The sequence below is a fragment of the Shewanella hanedai genome, assembly GCF_007197645.1.
Taxonomy (GTDB): Bacteria; Pseudomonadota; Gammaproteobacteria; order Enterobacterales; family Shewanellaceae; genus Shewanella; species Shewanella hanedai.
Window position 1 is genome coordinate 44,246 of record NZ_VKGK01000019.1, and the last position, 19,676, is coordinate 63,921.

Below are 19,676 nucleotides of genomic sequence, written 5' to 3' on the forward strand. Positions count from 1 at the left end.
ACTAAACCTCCATATCTGTGTTAATTGTTTTGCTAACGATAAATCCGCCCGCTAAACCTTCTAAACAAGCGCAAGATGAGAGGCGGTTGACGCCATGGACACCGCCAGTCGCTTCACCAATCGCATATAGGTTTGGCAGTGGTGCTAGATTTTTAGATCCAATCACTCGGCCATCAACATCGGTTTTTAAACCGCCCATGCAGTAATGCACTTTTGGCCAGATACGGGAAACTACAAAAGGGGGAGTCAGGTGTTTTGCGGTATCCATTAATCGACCGAAAAGTGGGTCTTCACGATTTTCGACATGTTTATTGTGTAATGTGATTGATGCTTTTAGGGCGCTAGCATCCACATCAAACTTGGCCGCTAGCTCCTCAATGCTGTCAACTTTCCACGCCATTTCATCACGCAATGCGCGCACGACTCTGTCGTCGTTCGGGTAGTCGTTATAGTTAAAAAACGCGATTGGGTATGCGGGGGTGTTGTCAGGATTACGTTGGGCTAAAATACGGTCAGAGCAATATTTGCGATCTAAACGTTCATTCATAAAACGATTACCATCTAATACGCTTGCTATCATACCTTCATGGAACGTGATGGATAATAAGGCGTTAGACCAGCCAAAGCCGCCTTCGTCTGGTGAGCCCCAATGACCGGTCTGAATCATGTTCATATGAACTGGCATTGCGCCATGAGACATAGCGGTAAGGGTGACTTCACCAGTCGCGCCTTTTGCGTTTGTGCAATCCATCGTCGGATCAATAGAAGGGTCTAACAGATTACAAAGCTGTTTGTTCATTGCAAAGCCGCCTGTCGCAATGACCACTTTGTTGGTTTTAATGTGTGTAATTTCACCCGTGCTTAGATTTGGGTATCGAAATCCACTACGTACTTTAAGGCCGATAATTCTATTGCCGTCCATGACAAAGTCTTCAACATATTGTTGAAGTCGTAAATCACCCCCTTCGTTTTTAGCCACTTGATACAAGTTACGTGTAATTTCACCACCAGTGCCATCCACAGTGCGTATAGCACGCGCCTTGTTATGACCCCCTACCAGCATGTTGAACCCTTCGCGAAATTTAACGCCTGAGTCAACGCACAAGTGGTATGAATCTAAAGCATGATTTGCGATAGCTTGTAAGTGTTCTTTTGAGGCCATCCCTCGACCTGCAGTGACTTGGTCATTTACCAGTTCTTCGGGCGAATCATCAAGTATGCCTTGTGATAACTGGATTGGGTTTTTAGGCACGGCGAACCAGCCGCCATTAATGGCTGAGTTACCGCCAAACTGCATCATCTTCTCTAGGACTAATACAGATTTGATACCACTGCGTTTGAGGTTAATCGCGGCAGAGAGGCCAGCAAAGCCTGAGCCGATAATAATCACATCAAAGGTTTCATCCCAGTTAATCTCATGACAAGTGTTAGCTTGTACGGTACTGGGTAATGTTGCTGCTAAGCTACCAACGGCAGCGCCGGCACTGAGCTTTAAAAAGTTTCTTCTACCTTGCATTCTGTGACCCTCAATAATAGGAATAGGGTAAAGATAAGCGCAATGTCAGTGATTAAAGGTGAACTGAGTCACGTCATGTTTTCAGTGACAAACATATTCGTGAGTTAGCTCTCGAAGATCTTTTCTCTCAACATGACAATGATTTACGAACATAGAATGTGAACAGATTCTATATGGCGTCAAAGTTTGGGTATATTTGCGTGAAGTGAATCCCGATTAGATGAGATATCTCTAAGGGAAAATGATTAAAAGTGCATAATCGGTTTAATTACATAAACTGGCTTTTTATAGATGAAATGTCCTACTGAAACACTGCCAATGCTGCGTTGTAATCAAATACTTGATGCCGCAGAACAGTTGATCGAGACGCAAGGTATCGTGTCATTTAGGTTCTCGCAATTGGCGAAAGAGGTGGGGTGCTCAACGGGGACTTTATATAAGTTTTTTGAGCGTAAAGAAGACGTATTAGTCTGCCTATTTTTGCGCAGTGCGACCTCGAATCATCTACAGATATTCATCAACAAACACCCTGATTTAACCGCCCAAGAGAAAGTCCTGTTACCGATACTGTTTACCTTTGAGACGATAAAGCGCAGTAAAAGCTTTTTTACTCTGCGCTCGGTGTCGGTCAATACCATGGTGTGGCAGTTGGCCAGCGATGAAAAAGTCGATCGTTTTAAAAAACGCATTAATGCTTTTTGGAAATGGTTCACTGATTCTCTCTATGAGGCGATTGAACGTGGCGAGTTAGAGGCCACACCATTACAAGTGATGGAGTTAGTGCAAGGGATCACTTTTTATTTAACGGGGTCTTTAACTCAATTTGAGAGTCAATTGGTCGATGTAAAATATCTAAGTCACCGACGTGAAACATGCTATCGCCATCTGGCTAAGTTAATGGGCCAATATAAATGGCGTAAACCGCTTACGCATGATTTGTTTGATTCACTCGAGTCTCGCTCATCTGCTTTTTTTGATAAGCATTATCGTGATCATATGAGTTGCGCCGCTTGTAGAGCAATATCAAGCGCGCCGACAGAAGCTGAAACGAGCTGTTCAGGTTTACAGGCGACGGGTTGAAGTTTCTTAGGCTAACCCCCGTTTTACTTGACTTTATTGTGACCACTGAATAGGCTGCTCAGTCAGTATTTAAGGTGGTAAGCAATGCACATAAATTATAATTTAAAACCTGCGTTAGAACGCCGTACTGAGCAGTTCGAGCCTGAAACTAATGTGGGCTTCGGTAACCTCAGAACCGATCATATGTTTTTAATGGATTATCGCGACGGTGAGTGGTGTGATCCAAGAGTTGTCCCTTATGGGCCATTTCAAGTTGCACCGGGCGCTATCGCGCTACATTACGGTCAATCTGTGTTTGAAGGGGCTAAAGCCTTTAGGCATGATGATGGTGAGATCTATACCTTCCGATTAGATAAAAATGCCGAGCGACTCAATCGCTCTGCTGACATCTTATGCATTCCGGGCTTACCTGAATCAATGCAGCTTGCAGGCATTAATGCTTTGATCGATGTGGATAGACTTTGGTTCCCAATGCAGGAAGATGCTTGCCTCTATATCAGACCTTTTATCTTCGCGACTGAAGATAGACTGTCAGTGAGTCCAAGTCAGGAATACACTTTTTGTGTGATGCTTAGCCCGAGTGGACCTTATTATGCTGACGGATTTGATAAAGCGATTCGTCTGCTGATTAGCGAGCGTTTTCACCGTGCAGTTTCTGGTGGAACTGGTGCTTCAAAGGCTGCGGGCAACTATGCTGCGTCATTGAAGGCGGGTAAAGCGGCGGCTGAGTATGGCGCAGCTCAAGTGCTCTATCTTGATGCGAACAATAAGCAGATAGAAGAAGTGGGCGCGATGAACCACTTTCATATCTTAAAAGATGGCACAGTGATCATTCCTAGCTTTACTGACACGATTCTGAAATCTATCACCTCTCAATCTATATTAGATTTAGGTGGGATATTAGGTTGTGAAGTACGCCAAGAGACTGTGATGCTAGATAAATTCATCAGTGATATCGAATCCGGTGAAATTATTGAAGCAGGTGGTTTTGGTACTGCAGCAGTCGTCTCTCCAGTAGGTTCTTATATTTTCGAAGATAATCGAATCGTTACTGTTGGTGATGGTCAGGTTGGTGAACACACTCGTCGTTTATATAAGACATTGACTGATATCCAAAAGGGTAAGCTTCAAGGCCCTGATGGTTGGATACAGCATGTAGAACGTAACGCGTGATCAAGTTGCTATAGACCAAATTAAACAAGGCGCTTAGGCGCCTTTTTTATTGGCAGCTACAGTATTAAATAGCCTGCGCTGTTTTAAAGAACAAGTGATCACACTCATCTGGTGTTAACGGTTTATTAAACAGAAACCCTTGCACCTGATCGCATTGATAGTCGGTCAATAGCGACAGTTGTTTATGATTTTCAACGCCTTCAGCGACCACCTCTAATTGTAAGCTTTTTGCCAAGGCTATGATCGCAGTGGTGATGGTGGCGTCGGCCTTTTTACTATCAATATCGTGCACAAAACTTTTATCGATTTTTAAGGTGTCGACTGGAAAGTGTTTCAAATAACTCAAACTTGAATAGCCAGTTCCAAAATCATCAATGGCTAAGGAGATACCGAGCTCTTTAAGTTGAGTGAAGATGGTGACAGCATCCGTGGGGTTTTTCATGATACTCGATTCAGTGATCTCTAACTCCAATGCTGAAGCGGGAAGATTCGCAACCGCAAGCGCAGCTTGAACTATCGAGACCAGATCTGTTTTCAATTGTTTCGCCGATAGATTGACAGCAATAGTTAAGTCAGTGTGGCCTATTTGGTGCCAAACGGAGAGCTGCTGACAGGCTTGGTTTAATACCCAGTGACCTATCAGCTCAATCATGCCTATCTCTTCGGCAACAGGAATAAACTCCATGGGGGAGATGCTGCCAAGCGTGTTCGACTCCCAACGTAATAGGGTTTCAAATCCCGTTAACTTATGCTGAGGAAGGGTGTATTTAGGTTGATAAACCAGATACAGCTCATCGCGTTCAATCGCTTCTTTAAGGCCAGCCTCGAGCGACAATTGACGAGATGTCACTTCATTCATTGCCGGTAAGTAAAACTGGAAGTTATTTCGACCCTGTGACTTGGCATAGTACATGGCCGTGTCGGCAGATTTGACCAGTAGTTCACTGTTCGAAGCATCTGTGGGGCATAAACTAATCCCAATGGATGTGGAAACGACAAACTTTTTCCCATCCAAGATAAAGGGGGCTTTAAAGGTCTGAATCAGTTTTTCTGCGACGGACTCAGCTGCTGAGGTATTACTCAAATTTTCCAAAATAATGATAAATTCATCCCCGCCAAGTCTGGCGACAGTATCACCTTCTCTTATAATATCCTGAAGACGTTGGGCCACTAACTTAAGCAAAAGATCGCCAATATGATGTCCCATGGAATCATTGATGAATTTAAATCGATCAAGGTCGATAAATAACAGTGCGATTAAGCTGTGTGTTCTTTTGGCTTTGTCTATGGCGTGCTTTAATCTGTCATGGAATAAGCTACGATTGGGCAAGCCTGTTAACGTGTCGTAGTTGGCCAGCAACCTAAGATTTTCTTCCGCTTTTTTACGGGCACTAATATCGGTAAATATCGCAACAAAGTGATCCTTTTTACCATTCTCATCATAGATCTTATTGACCTCTAGCCAGGTTAAAATTTGGCTTCCATCACGGTGTGTTATGCAACTTTCCCCTGACCAGTAATGGTTAGTGCTCAACTCGAATAAGATCTTTTTATATTGCGATCTAGCTTGAGGGTTGAATGCAAACTCTAACAGATGCTTATCGACAATATGCTCAAAATTAAACCCAGTTATTTGACTAAAAGCTGGGTTTACGGAGATAACCTGATGGTTAATATCACCAATAATTACGGCTTCACTCATACTTTGCAGCACTTGTGCTGACAGCCATAACTTGTTTTCTATCTCTCTTCTTGCGGAAATATCTTTATGGATGCCAGCCATACGAATAGGGGTGTTTTGGCTATCCCGCTCTACCACTTTCCCCCTGTCTAATAGCCATATCCATTGATCTTGAGCTTGCTCTATTCTGTATTCAGCTTCGAAAAAAATGCTCTCACTATTAAGATGTTGCTTGAGCAGCTGCTCCACACGAGGTTTGTCCTGAGGGTGCATAATACTCAGTAAGGTCTGGTTATTTTTACCAAACAACTTAGGGTTAGCAATATGACTTCTAAAAACCGTATTGTTATGGATATCCCAATCCCACATGCCATCGCCAGATGCCCATAAGGCGAGTTTTAATCGCTCCTCTGATTCTCTGATCGTCTTCGCTGCTAAGACACTTTGTTTACGCTTTGCTTGCAGTCTAAGTAACAACAAAGTGAGTAAACCTAATAAGGTGATAGTCAAAAGGAGTTGCAGCAGGATTGTCAGTCTAGCGTTATAGAAGCTATATTTTGCGGTAAAAGCGCGGTTATTGGTGATTGCATTCAGCAATGGGAACATAATAAGTTGCGGTGGGATTTGTGCTTGTTCGACTTTATCGGTATCTATATTGGGTATGGAGCAGAATAGGGCAGGTTTTTTTTCATCAAGGCTCAATGGCTTTGATGACAATAAGGGTTCTGTTGAACCTGAACTGGAATACGCCAGAAGTAGGCAAAGGAGAATTAGTGTCGGTATTTTTGCGAACATTCTGCTAAAGGTTTCATCGATTTTAATTGTGGGTTATATATACAATAAATCACCAGCATATACAAGTGCGTATCTTTATGTGTCTTTTTAGGGGGAGCAATTCGATACTCATCTAAAGAGCCTATGAATAGAGTGCTAGTCATTGCAGCAATTAGGTAAGGTGCTGTGAGTCATTGGACACCGCCATTAGCGGTCAGTCTATTAAAGTTATGGCCTGATATTAATGGGGATAAGAGAGATATCGACTCAGATTAATGTTGGCTAATGGAAACGGTCAGTCTAACTGGCTGTTTATCAATGTTATTGACTGTAGGTGAGAACTTTTGTTTAGAGAGTTCAGCCAGTTGATGTTCACTGACATCAATTTCATTTCCGCCTCCTTGTAGCTCTACTCTTTCAATTATTCCTTCTGAATTTATGGTCAATGTGGCGGTGAGATTTTGCTGTGCTTCGGCACTTGAAAGCGATGACCAATCCAAGGAACCGTTTCTAACGAACCAGTAGTAGCCCAGTTCACTCACACTCACTTCATGGGGCGAAACTTGCTTTGTTGGTATTAAAGTAGAACAGCCAACGAGTATTGAGAAGGCAATGCTAAGAGTGAATATTTTACCGATGAACAGGCTTATCAATTGACACTTTTTCATAGTTATATTTTTTATTTATCTTAATGCTTAAAATGTAATCAATTCCAGCATTTTGCTTTGAGTTGGGTGGTTTTAGTGGTTGAACTGTCCGAAGTGCATTTTTGCGTGTTTTAGCTGGGGGAGGCGGATTGCGAGGAGTTCAGAGTCAAGAGGGGACACTAGATGTTGAAAGTGTAGGCTCTATCTCTGTCGCTTACACAAACTTAATACCAATCAGTATAAAGATTTGATCGCTCAGCGAGGGTTTAGCGGTCCTGAGGCAAGGTCATTAATTGCTCCTGCATTAATGACATTCACCACATCCATGTGGCTTGCAACGAGTGTTTTTGGCTGCCTACTTCTGTGTTGAATGAACTCATAAGGGAACAACCATTATGTCTTCCATTCGCCTTTAATTAGTTTGCCCAAAAACACTCTGAGTAGATCAACTTCTTATACTGATTGGTATAACACCTAGATTTTAAACATTATTGTGATGGTTTGTCTTCTTTGGCAACGCCGTGCTGCTTCATCACTTGATGTATCTGCTCATCTTTTTCTTCCCATAGTTGATTTAACCAACGCTGGAATTCGACGCGATAAGCGGGTTCTGAAAAGTAACGTTTATTATCGACTTCTGGGACGGGTAAGATTTCAATTTTAACGATAATTTTCTTAATTTTCCCATGCATCACCTCTGATAAAGGATCAGACTGAGCCTCAGGATAAACCAATGTGCAGTTGAGTAGGTGAGTGAACTGCTCGCCCATCGCAGAAAGCGTAAAGGCGATGCCACCGGCTTTAGGCCTAAGTAGATAACGATATGGCGAATCCTGACGGGTACGTTTCTCTTCGGTAAAACGGCTGCCCTCAACATAGTTGATGATTGAAGTCGGCATAGTTTTAAACTTCTGGCAGGCACGTCGAGTCGAAATTAAATCTTTGCCTTTTAGCTTTGGATTCTTCTTCAGCTTTGCTGGGCTGGTACGGCTCATAAATGGCATGTCCAGTGCCCAACATCCTAGGCCTAAAAAGGGGATATACATTAACTCACGTTTAAGGAAAAACTTGAGCATAGGGATATTGTTACGCAACACGTAAGTTTGCACTGCAATGTCGAAACCACTGAGGTGGTTGCTGATCAGCAAATACCAACTGCTCTTGTCTAAATTTTCTAACCCCTGAATATCCCACTCAATATCTGCAAGCAGATAGAGAATACCGCCATTACAGGTGGCCCATGCCCACATAAATCGATTCATGATCTTAGTGAGGAGGTTTCGGCCCGCCGTAAAAGGCACGAAGAGTTTGATAATGCCACCTAAGCTGATTAAGCCTGCCCATACCGTAGTATTAATGGCTAAGAGCAGTGAACTCATAAGGTATAGCAGTGAAGCGGGTAAAAAATTCAGCATCGTACAGTTACACCTTCTGGTCTACTTTGTTGTCTTTGGCTAACAGCTCCAGCATTTGGTCTTTTTCTTGCCAAATATGATTAAGCTGTTCTTGGAATGCGATCTTAAAGGCTCTATCTTTCATGTAATCCCCCCTCATCTCGGCTGGGATCTCCGTGACCGTGATATGAACATGCACCTCATTAACCTGACCACTAATATATTCCCAATAACTCGGCACCTTGTCTGGGTAATAAATAGAGACATCCACCAATTTATTAATATGTTCGCCCATGGCTGATAGTGCAAAGGCAAGTCCACCCGCTTTAGGTTTCAGTAGGCGTTTAAATTGAGAATTTTGTTGTTGATGTTTATTCGCTTGAAATCGGGTGCCTTCAACAAAGTTCATCACGCTAACGGGCTTAGATTTAAATTTTGCACACGCTTTACGTGTGATCTCAATATCTTTGCCCCTAAGCTTAGGGTTTTTTCTGAGTTGAGCCGAGCTATAACGGCGCATGAACGGGAAATCCAACGCCCACCAAGCTAGACCTAAAAATGGCACGAAGATAAGCTCCTTTTTAAGAAAGAACTTCAAAAAGGGGATCTTTCGATTTAAGACTCGCTGTAAAATTAAGATATCAACCCAAGACTGATGATTAGCAATAACCATGTACCACTCTTTGGGACTAAGCTCAGCATCGCTGTGCAGATGAATTTTTACCGGATGAAAAAAACGCTCGATAACCCCATTGATAGAGATCCAAGCAGTAGCGCAGTTATCAAGCAACGATGAGATCGCAGTTCGAATAAAAGGTACAGGAATCAATTTAATCGGGCTTAATAGGACGATCGGGAGCACCCAAAACACCGTATTAATGACCCAGCAGACAAAAGCCAGAGAGCCCTTGATTAAAGAACAAATTCCACCCACGTAACATCCCCTGATACAAATTGGAGACTTATACTACTCTCAGTAGGGCTTTTGCTCAATATTGATGTGCCAGATCAGTGAAATTTTCATTTTTATAGCGGATTAATAGACATTTATGTTAATAAGTGGTTTTTAAGCTGTTTAGTAGCCTGTCCATCGCGCGGTAACCGAGTGCTTGAGCGATGTGATTACGCTCTACGGTTGGACTCTGTTGAAGATCGGCAATGGTGCGAGATACCCGTTGAAGGCGATGAAAACTGCGTATCGAAAGATTTAATTTGTTGACGCTTTGCTCCAGAAAAAGCAGATCAGCTTGTTTAAATTGACCTACCTCTTTGAGTTGTTTTCCTGTCAGTTCACTGTTGAGGCATCCAGCACGGCTCAACTGTAACTCTCTGGCTTGTTTTACTCTTACCGCTATTTCTGCGCTGGTTTCAGATTTAGTGTCAGTTTTGGTTAATGCACCTTCAGGCAATCGAGGTACTTCGATGGTGAGATCAAATCGGTCGAGAAAAGGCCCTGATAGACGTGAAAGATAACGCTGGATTTGATCCGGTGTGGCTCTGGCATTGTCGATATCACCACAAGGGCTGGGGTTCATGGCTGCAATTAACTGAAAGCGACTTAAGAAGGTGAGTTTCGCCGCTGCGCGGGAGATCACCACCTCGCCACTTTCCATCGGCTCACGCAGACAATCGAGAACTTTTCTCGGAAACTCCACCACTTCATCTAAAAACAACACCCCACGATGGGCCAGTGATATCTCGCCAGGTTTGGGGATGCTTCCTCCACCCACCAGTGAGATAGCTGAGCTCGTATGGTGCGGGTTACGAAAGGGGCGGGTATAAAATTGTTTTGGTTTGATTTCGTGACCAGCGACTGAATGCAAGGTAGCGACTTCCAGTGCCTCATCGTAATCCAAAGGCGGTAAGAGCTGCATCATGCGACTGGCAAGCATGCTTTTACCGGTTCCAGGTGGCCCAAGTAATAAAATATTGTGGTTACCTGCTGCGGCTATCTCTAACCCATGCTTAGCATGGTATTGACCTATCACTTCACTGAAACAAGCATGCTCTGACACTGGGTCATTTGAAATCCACTCTAGGCCTGACTCAATACCGGGCAGCGGTGCCTGGCCGTGCAGGTATTCACTTAATCCTTGAAGATGGGAAGCAAAATGAACCTTGTTATATCCCACCAGCTCCGCATCGGCGCGGTTGTCCAGAGGGATAACAATTTTGGTGTCCTGTTTACGCGCCTCAACAATGACTGGCAAGAGTCCATGACTATGTCTGATATGGCCAGATAGCGCGAGTTCACCGACAAATTCATGATCGGCTAGCGCATTTTTAGGGATTTGTTCCGAGGCGGCTAATATGCCGATAGCGATGGGAAGATCGTAACGTCCTCCCTGTTTTGGTAGATCTGCAGGTGCCAAATTAACCGTGATTCGACGCATGGGAAATTCAAAACCAGCGTTGATAATGGCGCTACGGACTCGCTCTTTGGCTTCTTTAACTGAAGTTTCTGGTAGACCAACTAAATTAAATGCTGGCAGCCCATTACTTAAGTGAACTTCAACGGTGACGGGTGGTGCGTCGACGCCTTTGCTGGCTCTTGTGGCGACACAGGCGATGGCCATAAACAAATCCTTTTGCTTAATAGATCTGCTATGCATCTCTATTTATATCGCAATGCGATGTTATTAAAGTTATTTTTAATAAAGTTTCAAATATAAAGTGTAGCAGGGGAAAAGTGCTCTGGCTTAATACTGGTGGGTCTTTCTTAGCCTGAATCTTTGTGCTTGGTCATTGTTGTATTTTAGGTAAAATGGTTGGATAGATGACTTGGGCAAACCGAATGTTTGGCTTGTTAGTTTAAGCAACTGTGGAGTGAATCACTATGACACCTTTTCGTCCCCTCAACGCTTTACTGTTCATTGGCATTTTCACCGTGACGAATGCTGTGGCTGGTACTGAGTCACTTCCCTTAATGCCTGAGAACATTAAACAGCCTTATGCCGACGTTAATGATGAAATCACGCTAGCAAATGCTGCCCAGTTGACTAAAGTGTTTGCTCAATCTGGTTATGCCTTGAAAACAGTCAGACAAAACCATCATGTCCCTGAGTTGTATGTGATGAATTTGCCAGAGGATCTTAATGAGCAAACAGTCGATAATAAGATAAACGATTTTGTACGCCTGTTACTGCCGAATGTCTTAGCGGTAAATGAGCAGATCTTAAAAGTGAGGGCTAACTTAACCTTGATGGCAGAGAAACCAAGTGCAACCTGGAGTGCGAAGGAGCAAGCTTGGTTACACTCTTTAGCTAGCAATTATGGCCTTAAAAGCAGTGCTAAAAAAGATGAACCACAGCAAAGTGACGATAAACAATCCGTGAGTATTGAGCTGCTACTTCTTCATATAGATGTGATCCCAACGGGTATGGTGTTAGCCCAAGGGATAGATGAAAGTGGTTGGGGAACCAGTCATTTTGCAGTCCAAGGTAATGCCCTCTATGGTGAACACTTACCGCAAGGGGGTGGGAAATACCTCTCAACCCCTGGAGGGCATGTAAAAGTGGCAGCCTTTGATAACCTATATCAGGGAACTGCTGCCTATATTTATAATCTCAATTCCAGTCGTGCCTATCATGAGCTGTGGCAGTTGCGTCAGACACTGCAGGCTAAAGGCAAATCTGTCACTGGGTATGAGTTAGTTGCAGCGTTAGCCAACTATTCCGTGCGTGGTCAGGCTTATGTGGATAATCTGCGTAGCTTAATTCAGCATCATCATCTGGACAGTTACGACAAGGCTGAATTGGACTCATCAGGCGGACGTAAACGAATTAAGTTTGAACATTAATTTATCTAGCCATACTAATAAGAAATGATGACATTTTATTATGGTTGACTGACTGACCTAATAGTTGGTATTTATTTCGTTAAATATAAATGAATAATTAACTTAGGCACTTATCGTTATTATCAAAAAATTATGATAAGTGTCCTTATTCTTATTTTGATTAAGCAATTAACCTATTATATCCATCTTGCTATTTTAACTCACCGTCCCACTTAATATACAAACTTGAAAACTCCCCATAACTCCTTCCGTTTATTCATGATGAGTGGCACTATTTATTATTGCTTGAGCATAAAACGCACAGGTAATATGGCTTGATTCGGCCACTTTTAATATTGATAAGTCAGTGGGCTATCAAGAAGGATTAATTACAAGCAAGTCAAAAGTACTTCATAAGGTAATGTTATGGTTATGATTAATACTGGCGATACTGCATTTTTGCTGTTATGCACAGCACTGGTGTTATTAATGACCCCCGGGCTAGCGCTCTTTTATGGGGGAATGGTAAATGAAAAAAACATGCTAACTATTATGATGCAAAACTTTATTTGCATGGGAGTAATAGCCATTTTATGGGTGTTTGGTGGGTTTAGCCTAGCATTTGGTAGTGATGTAGGAGGTGTGATTGGTTCTTTGACTGAATTTATGGGGTTCTACCATATTGGCGCAGAGCCGAACGATACATACGCTAAGAGCGTGCCGTTTATTTTATTTTTTGCCTATCAAATGATGTTTGCCATTATTACTCCTGCATTGATGACCGGCGCTTTTGCCGGACGATTTAAGTTTCCCGCTTATCTCAAATTCATTATTTTATGGAGCTTACTGGTTTACATTCCTGTGGCGCATTGGGTCTGGGGCAATGGTTTTATGGCATCAATGGGCGTGGTTGATTTTGCTGGTGGGTTGGTGGTCCATACCACTGCAGGTGTTTCAGCCTTAACCGTTGCTATGTATGTGGGTAAGCGCAGAAGTACGAAAGAGGGTAAGAGAGAGGAGCCGGCAAATTTACCTCTAGTTGCAGTAGGCGCAGGGCTTTTATGGTTTGGCTGGTTTGGTTTTAATTCAGGCGGTGCTTATGCTGCTAATGAACTCGCCGCTTATGCGTTTACCAATACGACATTAGCGGGCTCTACTGCGATGCTGGTCTGGATGTTCTGGGATTGGCGTGAACATGGTAAACCCTCTTTTTCAGGTGTATTAGTTGGCGCTGTTGCCGGATTAGCCACAATCACTCCCGCTGCGGGTTATGTTGAACCCAGTTCTGCGCTCCTTATTGGTGCTATTGGTGCTACGGCTTGCTACTTTGCCAAGTACGTGCAACAAAAGCTGGATATTGATGATGCACTGGAAGTATGGCGTGCCCATGGCGTTGGCGGGATCACAGGCTCATTACTTATCGGCCTTTTTGCCAGTGACGCGATAGATAAAGTTGATGCTGGGATATCGCAATTTTTTGTGCAGTTGTTTGCGGTGATTTTTATCGTTTTATATTCTTGGCTACTGACGAAATGGATCCTTAAGCTTGTTGATGCTAACGGAGGGTTAAAGATATCTGATGATGAGCAAGATCAAGGTCTTGATTTTGCTGAGTTTGGTGAGGAAGCCTACCATCATGAAGATAACGCCAAAGATCAAGTTATGGATGATGAAAGCAAAAGCGATAAAGCAGATTAAGTGTGTGAGTCGGCCTAAGAAAAAACCGCTCAATGAGCGGTTTATAATTTGTTAATTCCAAACATTATCACTGTACGACGACTATTTATCGTGGCCGTGGTGACGATTATTGTGAGCAGGCTTTTGTACATTCTGCATAAAAGTCGCCCGGTTAGCTTCGATCACCTTGTCTGAAGGGAGTGGTACAATTTCAAATGCAGGATCAAACTCTGTGGTTACTTTGGCTAAAATCTCTAAGAAAGAAGCATCCCCTTTAATGGTAGCGGCCTTACTGTCTAGCAATGCTTTCATCGATGTTTGCTTAAGGTTTAACTTCACGATATCAGATTGATTAATATAGAAGGTTGCTGTTGCTCCAGGCTTTTCTGCCTCAATTTGCGCGCTACTTAAGTTACCGTTGGCCAATTCAACTACATAGATCTCTTTAGTGTCTAAGAGTACTAAATTAACTTCGAATTGATAGTTTTGCGCCTTTATTGAGTCCACTTGAATTGCAATAAAATCAAGTAATGAGCCGATAGGCATTTCAGCAATCACATCGGCAGACGCTGATTTGATGGCACCAGCTTGACGGCCAATACGCAATTCTTGAGCGCCAGATAAATAAATGTTTCTCCACCCCGCACCTTCTGATTGATAACCTAGCTGCTCATAGGTATCAGCGAGTAGATTACGAGCATCATTATTACTTGGATTATTGACGACCACTTTGTTCAGCGCTGTGGCAACAAAGTGATATTCACCTTTTGCAAAATCAGCATTAGCACGCTTTAATATCGCTTTATCACCTCCCATGTATTCGACAAATTTAGCGGCTTCGGCTTTAGTTGGTAGCGGATTAAGATTGGCTGGGTTCATGTCGAAAAACCCTAAATACATGTTATAAACAGCTCGAGCATTATGGGAATAAGTGCCGTGGTAACCATTGGTATGCCACGCATCTTTTATGGATTTAGGCAGCGCTTTTTCAATCTCCCAACCAATATCTTGTATAACAACACCATTGTTGGCTAAACGCAGTGACTGATTATGGACAAATCCATAGTTATCACGCTGTAGTTTAAGGAAATCATTGATGTTATCGTTTTTCCACACAGGTGAACTATGGGCGCCAAAGAGAAATTCAGCTTCACCACCCCACTGCTGAATCATGTTGTTGATCTCTTTTGACCACTTAAGTGCATTTCGTACTTTGGCACCACGCAATGTATACACATTGTGCATGCCTTTGTAGGTGACTTCTGCTGACCATATCGTCTTCATACTGGGAATATAGGCCACGGCTTCTGATACCGCTTCAGTACCTGACGCATCCATAAATATGACTTCTAACCCATCAATGATTACTGTTTCAAACTTACTGTCATGGTTGGTTTCATGGTGTGGTAACACATAGGTTATCTCTCCTTTGGCAATACCATTGGATAGCGCTGCATCGACGATAGTGGTTTCAGATGGCACCATGGTTGCCCCATATTGATATGAGGTTCGACGTGACATCGCATTACCAGCGAGTACGTTTTCATCAACCATCTCTTTCGTTATATTTGCTGAGCCATAAACCTTCACATCAGGGAACAGCTCCTGAACACCTCGAGAGCCACCAAAGTGATCGGCATGGGAGTGCGAATAGACCATTGCCACTACTGGGTCGTTGTTGCCAAAAGGTAGGTTCTTCAAGGCAAATTCAAGTGATGCTTTAGCAGCCTCTTTTGTTGTCAGTGGATCAAATACTATCCAACCATTGTCGGTGCGTACTAAGCTCATGTTGGCTAAGTCAGTACCGCGAATTTGGAAAATATTCTCATTCACTTGATACAAGCCATAAGCTTCATTGTTCATTTGTGCTTGACGATAAAGTGACGGGTTAATGGTATCTGGCGTCTCTTCACCGATGAATTCGAAGGCATCAGCTAAGAGTGCGGATGTTTTGCTATCGAGAGGCGCAATAAGGTTTGCTCGCCCTTCTTGGAAGGAGGTGGTGTCTTTGAAATTAAGGTCTTTAGCAAATGCTTTGTTGTACGCTTTAGTCGCTTCGCTGGCAGGCTTACCTTGATACATAAATGAGGTAGTTAATGCGTGTTCATCTTGACCTGCACCATGGTCATTAGTACCTGCAATAGAGCCAAAAGAAAGAGCCGGAAGGATAATAGACGCGAGTAGAGACTTTTTCATGCTTTGCAACCTAAATTAGAGTTCAATGAAACGATACTCACTTGTCTTTATTTAATGACACGTGAAATGTGATTGATAACAAGCAGGTTACGACCGTGATACTGGAAAGTAACAATTATCAGCTGCTAAGTTATACTAACTAATCAATTCAGGTGTCAATAAATATAGATAAAATTGTTTTAAAACATTGGGTTGAGTTGTTTTTGTTACTTGTACAGGTATGTTTACCTATCAATAACCTTAGTGTTAGCATAATTAGCTGCCACTAATACTGAACAAGCCTTTTTACCCTAATTGGGGTCAATAGACTCCCTTTGAAATCCCTTCAGAGGTCATCGAAGTGAAAAAGTTAGATGTTTACAATTTCAATCAACCTTTCGAATATTGGAACGAACTAGCACATTCCAAGGGTAATTGGAGGCAATGGGTTTTGTAACTGATGAAGTTTAATCACACTTAAAGCTGAACACCTGCTTCATCTTCAACAACTATCTCAGTTTCCTCAAGTGCTGCTGCGATCCAGCGTTGCATTTCAGGGCTTTCAGTCACGTATTTCATGTAGCGGCGCGAGTTGTCGGATACTGCAATGCCGTATGATTGAAAGCGCATCACAACGGGTGCAAACATCATGTCGCTGATGGACCAAGTGTCGAATAACCAGCTGCCAGAGTTGTCGGTGTCGAATGTGTCCATTTGGCTTGACCAAATATCATCGACGCGTTGAATATCCTTTTTGGCGGCATCGCTGAGCTGGATACAGCGGGTGGCGCGGACATTCATCGGCAGTTCATCACGCAGTGCGTTAAAGCCTGAATGCATCTCGCAGGCGATGGAGCGTGCTTTGGCTTTTTGGCTTGGATTCTTAGGCCAAGCAGTGCCAGACATATACGTTTCATTGATGTATTCGCAGATTGCTAACGAATCCCATACTCTGATGTCTCCGTCGACCAAGGCTGGTACTTTTAAGTTAGGTGATATGCCTTCTAGCTGGCGATAAAAGTCTGGAGTGAAGAGCTTTAGTTTTACTTCATTGAAGGGGATGCCTGATTTTTCAAGCATTAACCAAGCCCTCAATGACCAGCTAGAGTAATTCTTATTTCCGATATAAAGTTCCATTCTATCTCCCTAATCTTGTACTTAGTGTTGTGACTGTTTCGCTACTATATGAGCTTGCACTTATGTTGACTAACGAATAGATTTGATGTCATCTATCAATAATTCGAATGGGTTAACTTACCAGTGAGGGAACGATGGATATTGATGCACTAAGGAGTTTTATCGCTTTTGTGGAGACGGGCAGTTTTACCCGAGCAGCAAAACAAACCCATAAAACTCAATCTGCAGTGAGTATGCAGATGAAGCGGCTGGAAGAGGAGTTGGGTAAGGGCTTGTTTGAGAAGGAGGGAAGAAATTTAATCCTCTCAGTTCAAGGGCGACGTCTGGCTCTATATGCTAAGCCGATATTGCAGTTACATGATCAAACCGTGGCAGCGTTGAAGTCACCGGATATTAGGCCGCGTTTGCACCTTGGTTGCCCCGATGACTACGCCGACTCTATTTTGCCGTCCATTGTTAAGTTGCTGCATGGCTATTTACCTAAGCTAGATCTACAAGTGACTTGCGCCTCCAGTTACCTTATTCGAGTCATGCTCGATAGTGGGGAACTCAATGCTGCTATCGTGACGCGCTTACCGGACTCCGATGAAGGTTATCTATTGACGACCGATGTGGGTGTGTGGATTGGCAGTGAAAAGTTTGAACTTACGGTGCAAGATCCGCTGCCTATCATCCTGTTCCAAAAAGATTGTAAGTTCCACTTAGCCGCCATAGATGGCTTGATGAAACAGGGAAGGGGGTACCGTTTGATGGCTTCGAGTAGCAGTGCAACGGCAATTAAGGGCATGGTGAAGCAAGGGATCGGACTTGGAGTGATGGCAAAATTGAGTGCGGGTAGTGATAGCTTAATTATAGAGTCTGAACGGCTACCACCTTTGCCCAGTATTGGTATTGCGTTGGTGATATCCTCTCGTGCCCATTCGCCGTTCTCTGCTGAATTAGCTCAACAAGTGGTGCAGGGGTTTTCAGAGATGAAAATTGATCGGTAAAGCAGGGACCTAGGCGCTAGAAAGCTAGTACTAGCACCTAGGTTATTGAATCTATCAACATCTATTAGGGTTTAGTTTTATAGTCAAACCTCATGGGTAACCCTTTTCTCATCACCAATAGGGTGATCTCCTCTTGAGCCAGTGCATCCCAAAGCGGATTCGCGCCTTCGTGTACCCACTGATTATTTGCCTGTAACACCACATCACCGGATTGAAGTCCTAAGGTTTTGTAAAACTCACTTCTATCGATTTCGGTGAGTTTTAGCAGATGTACCCCTTCAATTTGATGTTCAGTAGCATGAAAATGTTGCGCCAGTTTCTCTTTGTTTTGCAGATGTTGTGATAGCCAGTGCTTGGATAGCTGCATTTTAGCTGTGGTGGGCAACTGCTTAAATCTTTCGGCTTGGGCGCTGGAGTCTGCTCCACGGTGTGGATGGTTTGACTTGTTTTCGGTACTTGGCGATCTCATCGAATCTGTTGATGCGACCCGCTGATTTTGAGTTTGTTTGAGTAATAAAAACTCCATCTGCCCGTTATTGTTCAACAGTACTCGCTCAGGCTCAATGGTCGCTAATGTCACCTGTTTAGCAATCGTGTCGCCATGCTTATACTCAGTGACCGCTTGGGTATTAAGGTCTTTAAGGTGTGCGTTTGAATCTTGTTTAGGTTGATTTATTGAGGTTGAAATTAACCCCAAAGGTAAGCTTGAAGGAATGGGCAGGCCTAAACGGATCAACTCTTGATTGATATAGTAACCATAGCCGTCGGCGGTATTCGCCCCTTTGGTATAGAGGCCGTTGACGAATAATACTGGCACGTTGCCAAGTCCTAGGCGCTGAGCAAGTTCACGATCTGCGTCTAGTTTGTCCTGATATTGGTTGAGATCGATGCAATGGGTAAAACTGCTTTTATCTAAGCCCAGCTGATTGGCAATGATAAGGTATCGTTCTCTATTTAGCTGATTGATATTGCTATATAACGCTGCTTGATAGGCCCACTGACTATCGGATTCCATGGCACAAAGGTTGGCATTAGCCGCGGCTTGTCCGTAGCGGTGGAAGGTTTGCGGAAGATCGTAAAAAACCAGATTGACGAGCTGACCATAGCGGGCTTCTAGCTCCCTGAGTTCTGGTTGAAGTCGTGCGCAGTGGGAGGATTGATAACTGCAAAATAGCGACAGTTTTATCTCTGCATCTGGGCTGCCTTTGATGGCTTTATCTGTCTGGGGTAGGTGAACTCTTGGCGCCGAAGGAGGCGTCAGAAGTATTTCAATGTCTGAGGGAGCTGAGACGTCTGTATCTGAGAGCCGTAGCTCTATTTTTGTGGTTAGAGTGGCGTCAAGGGCTGCTTTTCTCAGCTGGTATTTATGCCACTCGAGATCAAACAGTTTGAGTTGAATTTTGGCATCTATTTCAGTCATCGAAATCAACTCATTATCGAGTTTGGCAACGATATTAAGACCTTGGTTTTTTGAGCCTAACTCTGTGTGTACTGCAGTGGGTTTGTCATTGAGTTTAGCTTGCTCCGGATCGCTGCATCCAATCAAAAACAAGGGCAGTAAAAATCTGAGAGAGAAAAGGCCTATCTGCATGATGTTGAACCTAGTTAATCGTGAGATATCAGATAAAGCCATGGGCGCACACGTGCGTCCATGG

Annotated in this window: 14 protein-coding genes; 5 read left to right on the plus strand and 9 right to left on the minus strand. The window is 43.4% G+C overall.

Features of this window, described 5'->3' with window-relative positions; all coding sequences use genetic code 11:
• Position 1: 1 nt before the first annotated feature.
• Positions 2 to 1,516 carry a flavocytochrome c gene (locus FN961_RS15485; protein ID WP_144041085.1) on the minus strand — a complete coding sequence of 505 codons (1,515 nt, stop codon included), beginning with the start codon at positions 1,514 to 1,516 and terminating at the stop codon, positions 2 to 4.
• 291 nt (positions 1,517 to 1,807) lie between these two features.
• Here FN961_RS15485 and FN961_RS15490 point away from each other — a divergent pair, with 291 nt between their 5' ends.
• Positions 1,808 to 2,596, plus strand: coding sequence for a TetR/AcrR family transcriptional regulator (locus tag FN961_RS15490; RefSeq protein WP_144041086.1), 789 nt, complete (start codon positions 1,808 to 1,810; stop codon positions 2,594 to 2,596).
• 84 nt (positions 2,597 to 2,680) lie between these two features.
• Complete coding sequence (locus FN961_RS15495) at positions 2,681 to 3,769, plus strand: branched-chain amino acid aminotransferase (protein WP_144041087.1); 1,089 nt, start codon at positions 2,681 to 2,683, stop codon at positions 3,767 to 3,769.
• A 64-nt stretch (positions 3,770 to 3,833) separates the two neighbouring features.
• On the opposite strand, the gene FN961_RS15500 is transcribed toward FN961_RS15495, so the two are convergent.
• The 5 genes from FN961_RS15500 to FN961_RS15520 form a co-directional block, all read right to left on the minus strand.
• On the minus strand, positions 3,834 to 6,167 hold the full coding sequence (locus tag FN961_RS15500; protein WP_185972807.1) for a sensor domain-containing protein: 2,334 nt from the start codon (positions 6,165 to 6,167) through the stop codon (positions 3,834 to 3,836).
• A gap of 329 nt (positions 6,168 to 6,496) precedes the next feature.
• Positions 6,497 to 6,892 carry a hypothetical protein gene (locus tag FN961_RS15505; RefSeq protein WP_144041089.1) on the minus strand — a complete coding sequence of 132 codons (396 nt, stop codon included), beginning with the start codon at positions 6,890 to 6,892 and terminating at the stop codon, positions 6,497 to 6,499.
• Positions 6,893 to 7,359: 467 nt separating this feature from the next.
• Positions 7,360 to 8,286: an acyltransferase gene (locus FN961_RS15510; protein WP_144041090.1), complete on the minus strand. Its 927-nt coding sequence runs from the start codon at positions 8,284 to 8,286 to the stop codon at positions 7,360 to 7,362.
• A 7-nt stretch (positions 8,287 to 8,293) separates the two neighbouring features.
• Complete coding sequence (locus tag FN961_RS15515; RefSeq protein ID WP_144041091.1) at positions 8,294 to 9,199, minus strand: acyltransferase; 906 nt, start codon at positions 9,197 to 9,199, stop codon at positions 8,294 to 8,296.
• A 118-nt stretch (positions 9,200 to 9,317) separates the two neighbouring features.
• Positions 9,318 to 10,841: a YifB family Mg chelatase-like AAA ATPase gene (locus tag FN961_RS15520; RefSeq protein ID WP_144041092.1), complete on the minus strand. Its 1,524-nt coding sequence runs from the start codon at positions 10,839 to 10,841 to the stop codon at positions 9,318 to 9,320.
• Positions 10,842 to 11,101: 260 nt separating this feature from the next.
• On the opposite strand from FN961_RS15520, the gene FN961_RS15525 reads away from it, so the two are divergent.
• A complete protein-coding gene (locus FN961_RS15525; RefSeq protein ID WP_144041093.1) occupies positions 11,102 to 12,064 on the plus strand; it encodes a glucosaminidase domain-containing protein in 963 nt (320 codons plus the stop codon).
• A gap of 405 nt (positions 12,065 to 12,469) precedes the next feature.
• Positions 12,470 to 13,741 carry an ammonium transporter gene (locus FN961_RS15530; protein ID WP_144041094.1) on the plus strand — a complete coding sequence of 424 codons (1,272 nt, stop codon included), beginning with the start codon at positions 12,470 to 12,472 and terminating at the stop codon, positions 13,739 to 13,741.
• Between the two features lie 81 nt (positions 13,742 to 13,822).
• Here FN961_RS15530 and FN961_RS15535 read toward each other — a convergent pair whose 3' ends face one another.
• Both FN961_RS15535 and FN961_RS15540 read right to left on the minus strand, forming a co-directional pair.
• On the minus strand, positions 13,823 to 15,916 hold the full coding sequence (locus FN961_RS15535) for an alkyl/aryl-sulfatase (RefSeq protein ID WP_144041095.1): 2,094 nt from the start codon (positions 15,914 to 15,916) through the stop codon (positions 13,823 to 13,825).
• 456 nt (positions 15,917 to 16,372) lie between these two features.
• On the minus strand, positions 16,373 to 17,032 hold the full coding sequence (locus tag FN961_RS15540; RefSeq protein WP_144041096.1) for a glutathione S-transferase family protein: 660 nt from the start codon (positions 17,030 to 17,032) through the stop codon (positions 16,373 to 16,375).
• Between the two features lie 134 nt (positions 17,033 to 17,166).
• Here FN961_RS15540 and FN961_RS15545 point away from each other — a divergent pair, with 134 nt between their 5' ends.
• On the plus strand, positions 17,167 to 18,021 hold the full coding sequence (locus FN961_RS15545; protein ID WP_144041097.1) for a LysR family transcriptional regulator: 855 nt from the start codon (positions 17,167 to 17,169) through the stop codon (positions 18,019 to 18,021).
• 64 nt (positions 18,022 to 18,085) lie between these two features.
• On the opposite strand, the gene FN961_RS15550 is transcribed toward FN961_RS15545, so the two are convergent.
• Positions 18,086 to 19,612 (minus strand): thioredoxin domain-containing protein, encoded by a 1,527-nt coding sequence (locus tag FN961_RS15550; protein ID WP_185972808.1) that lies wholly within the window; start codon positions 19,610 to 19,612, stop codon positions 18,086 to 18,088.
• Positions 19,613 to 19,676: the final 64 nt, after the last annotated feature.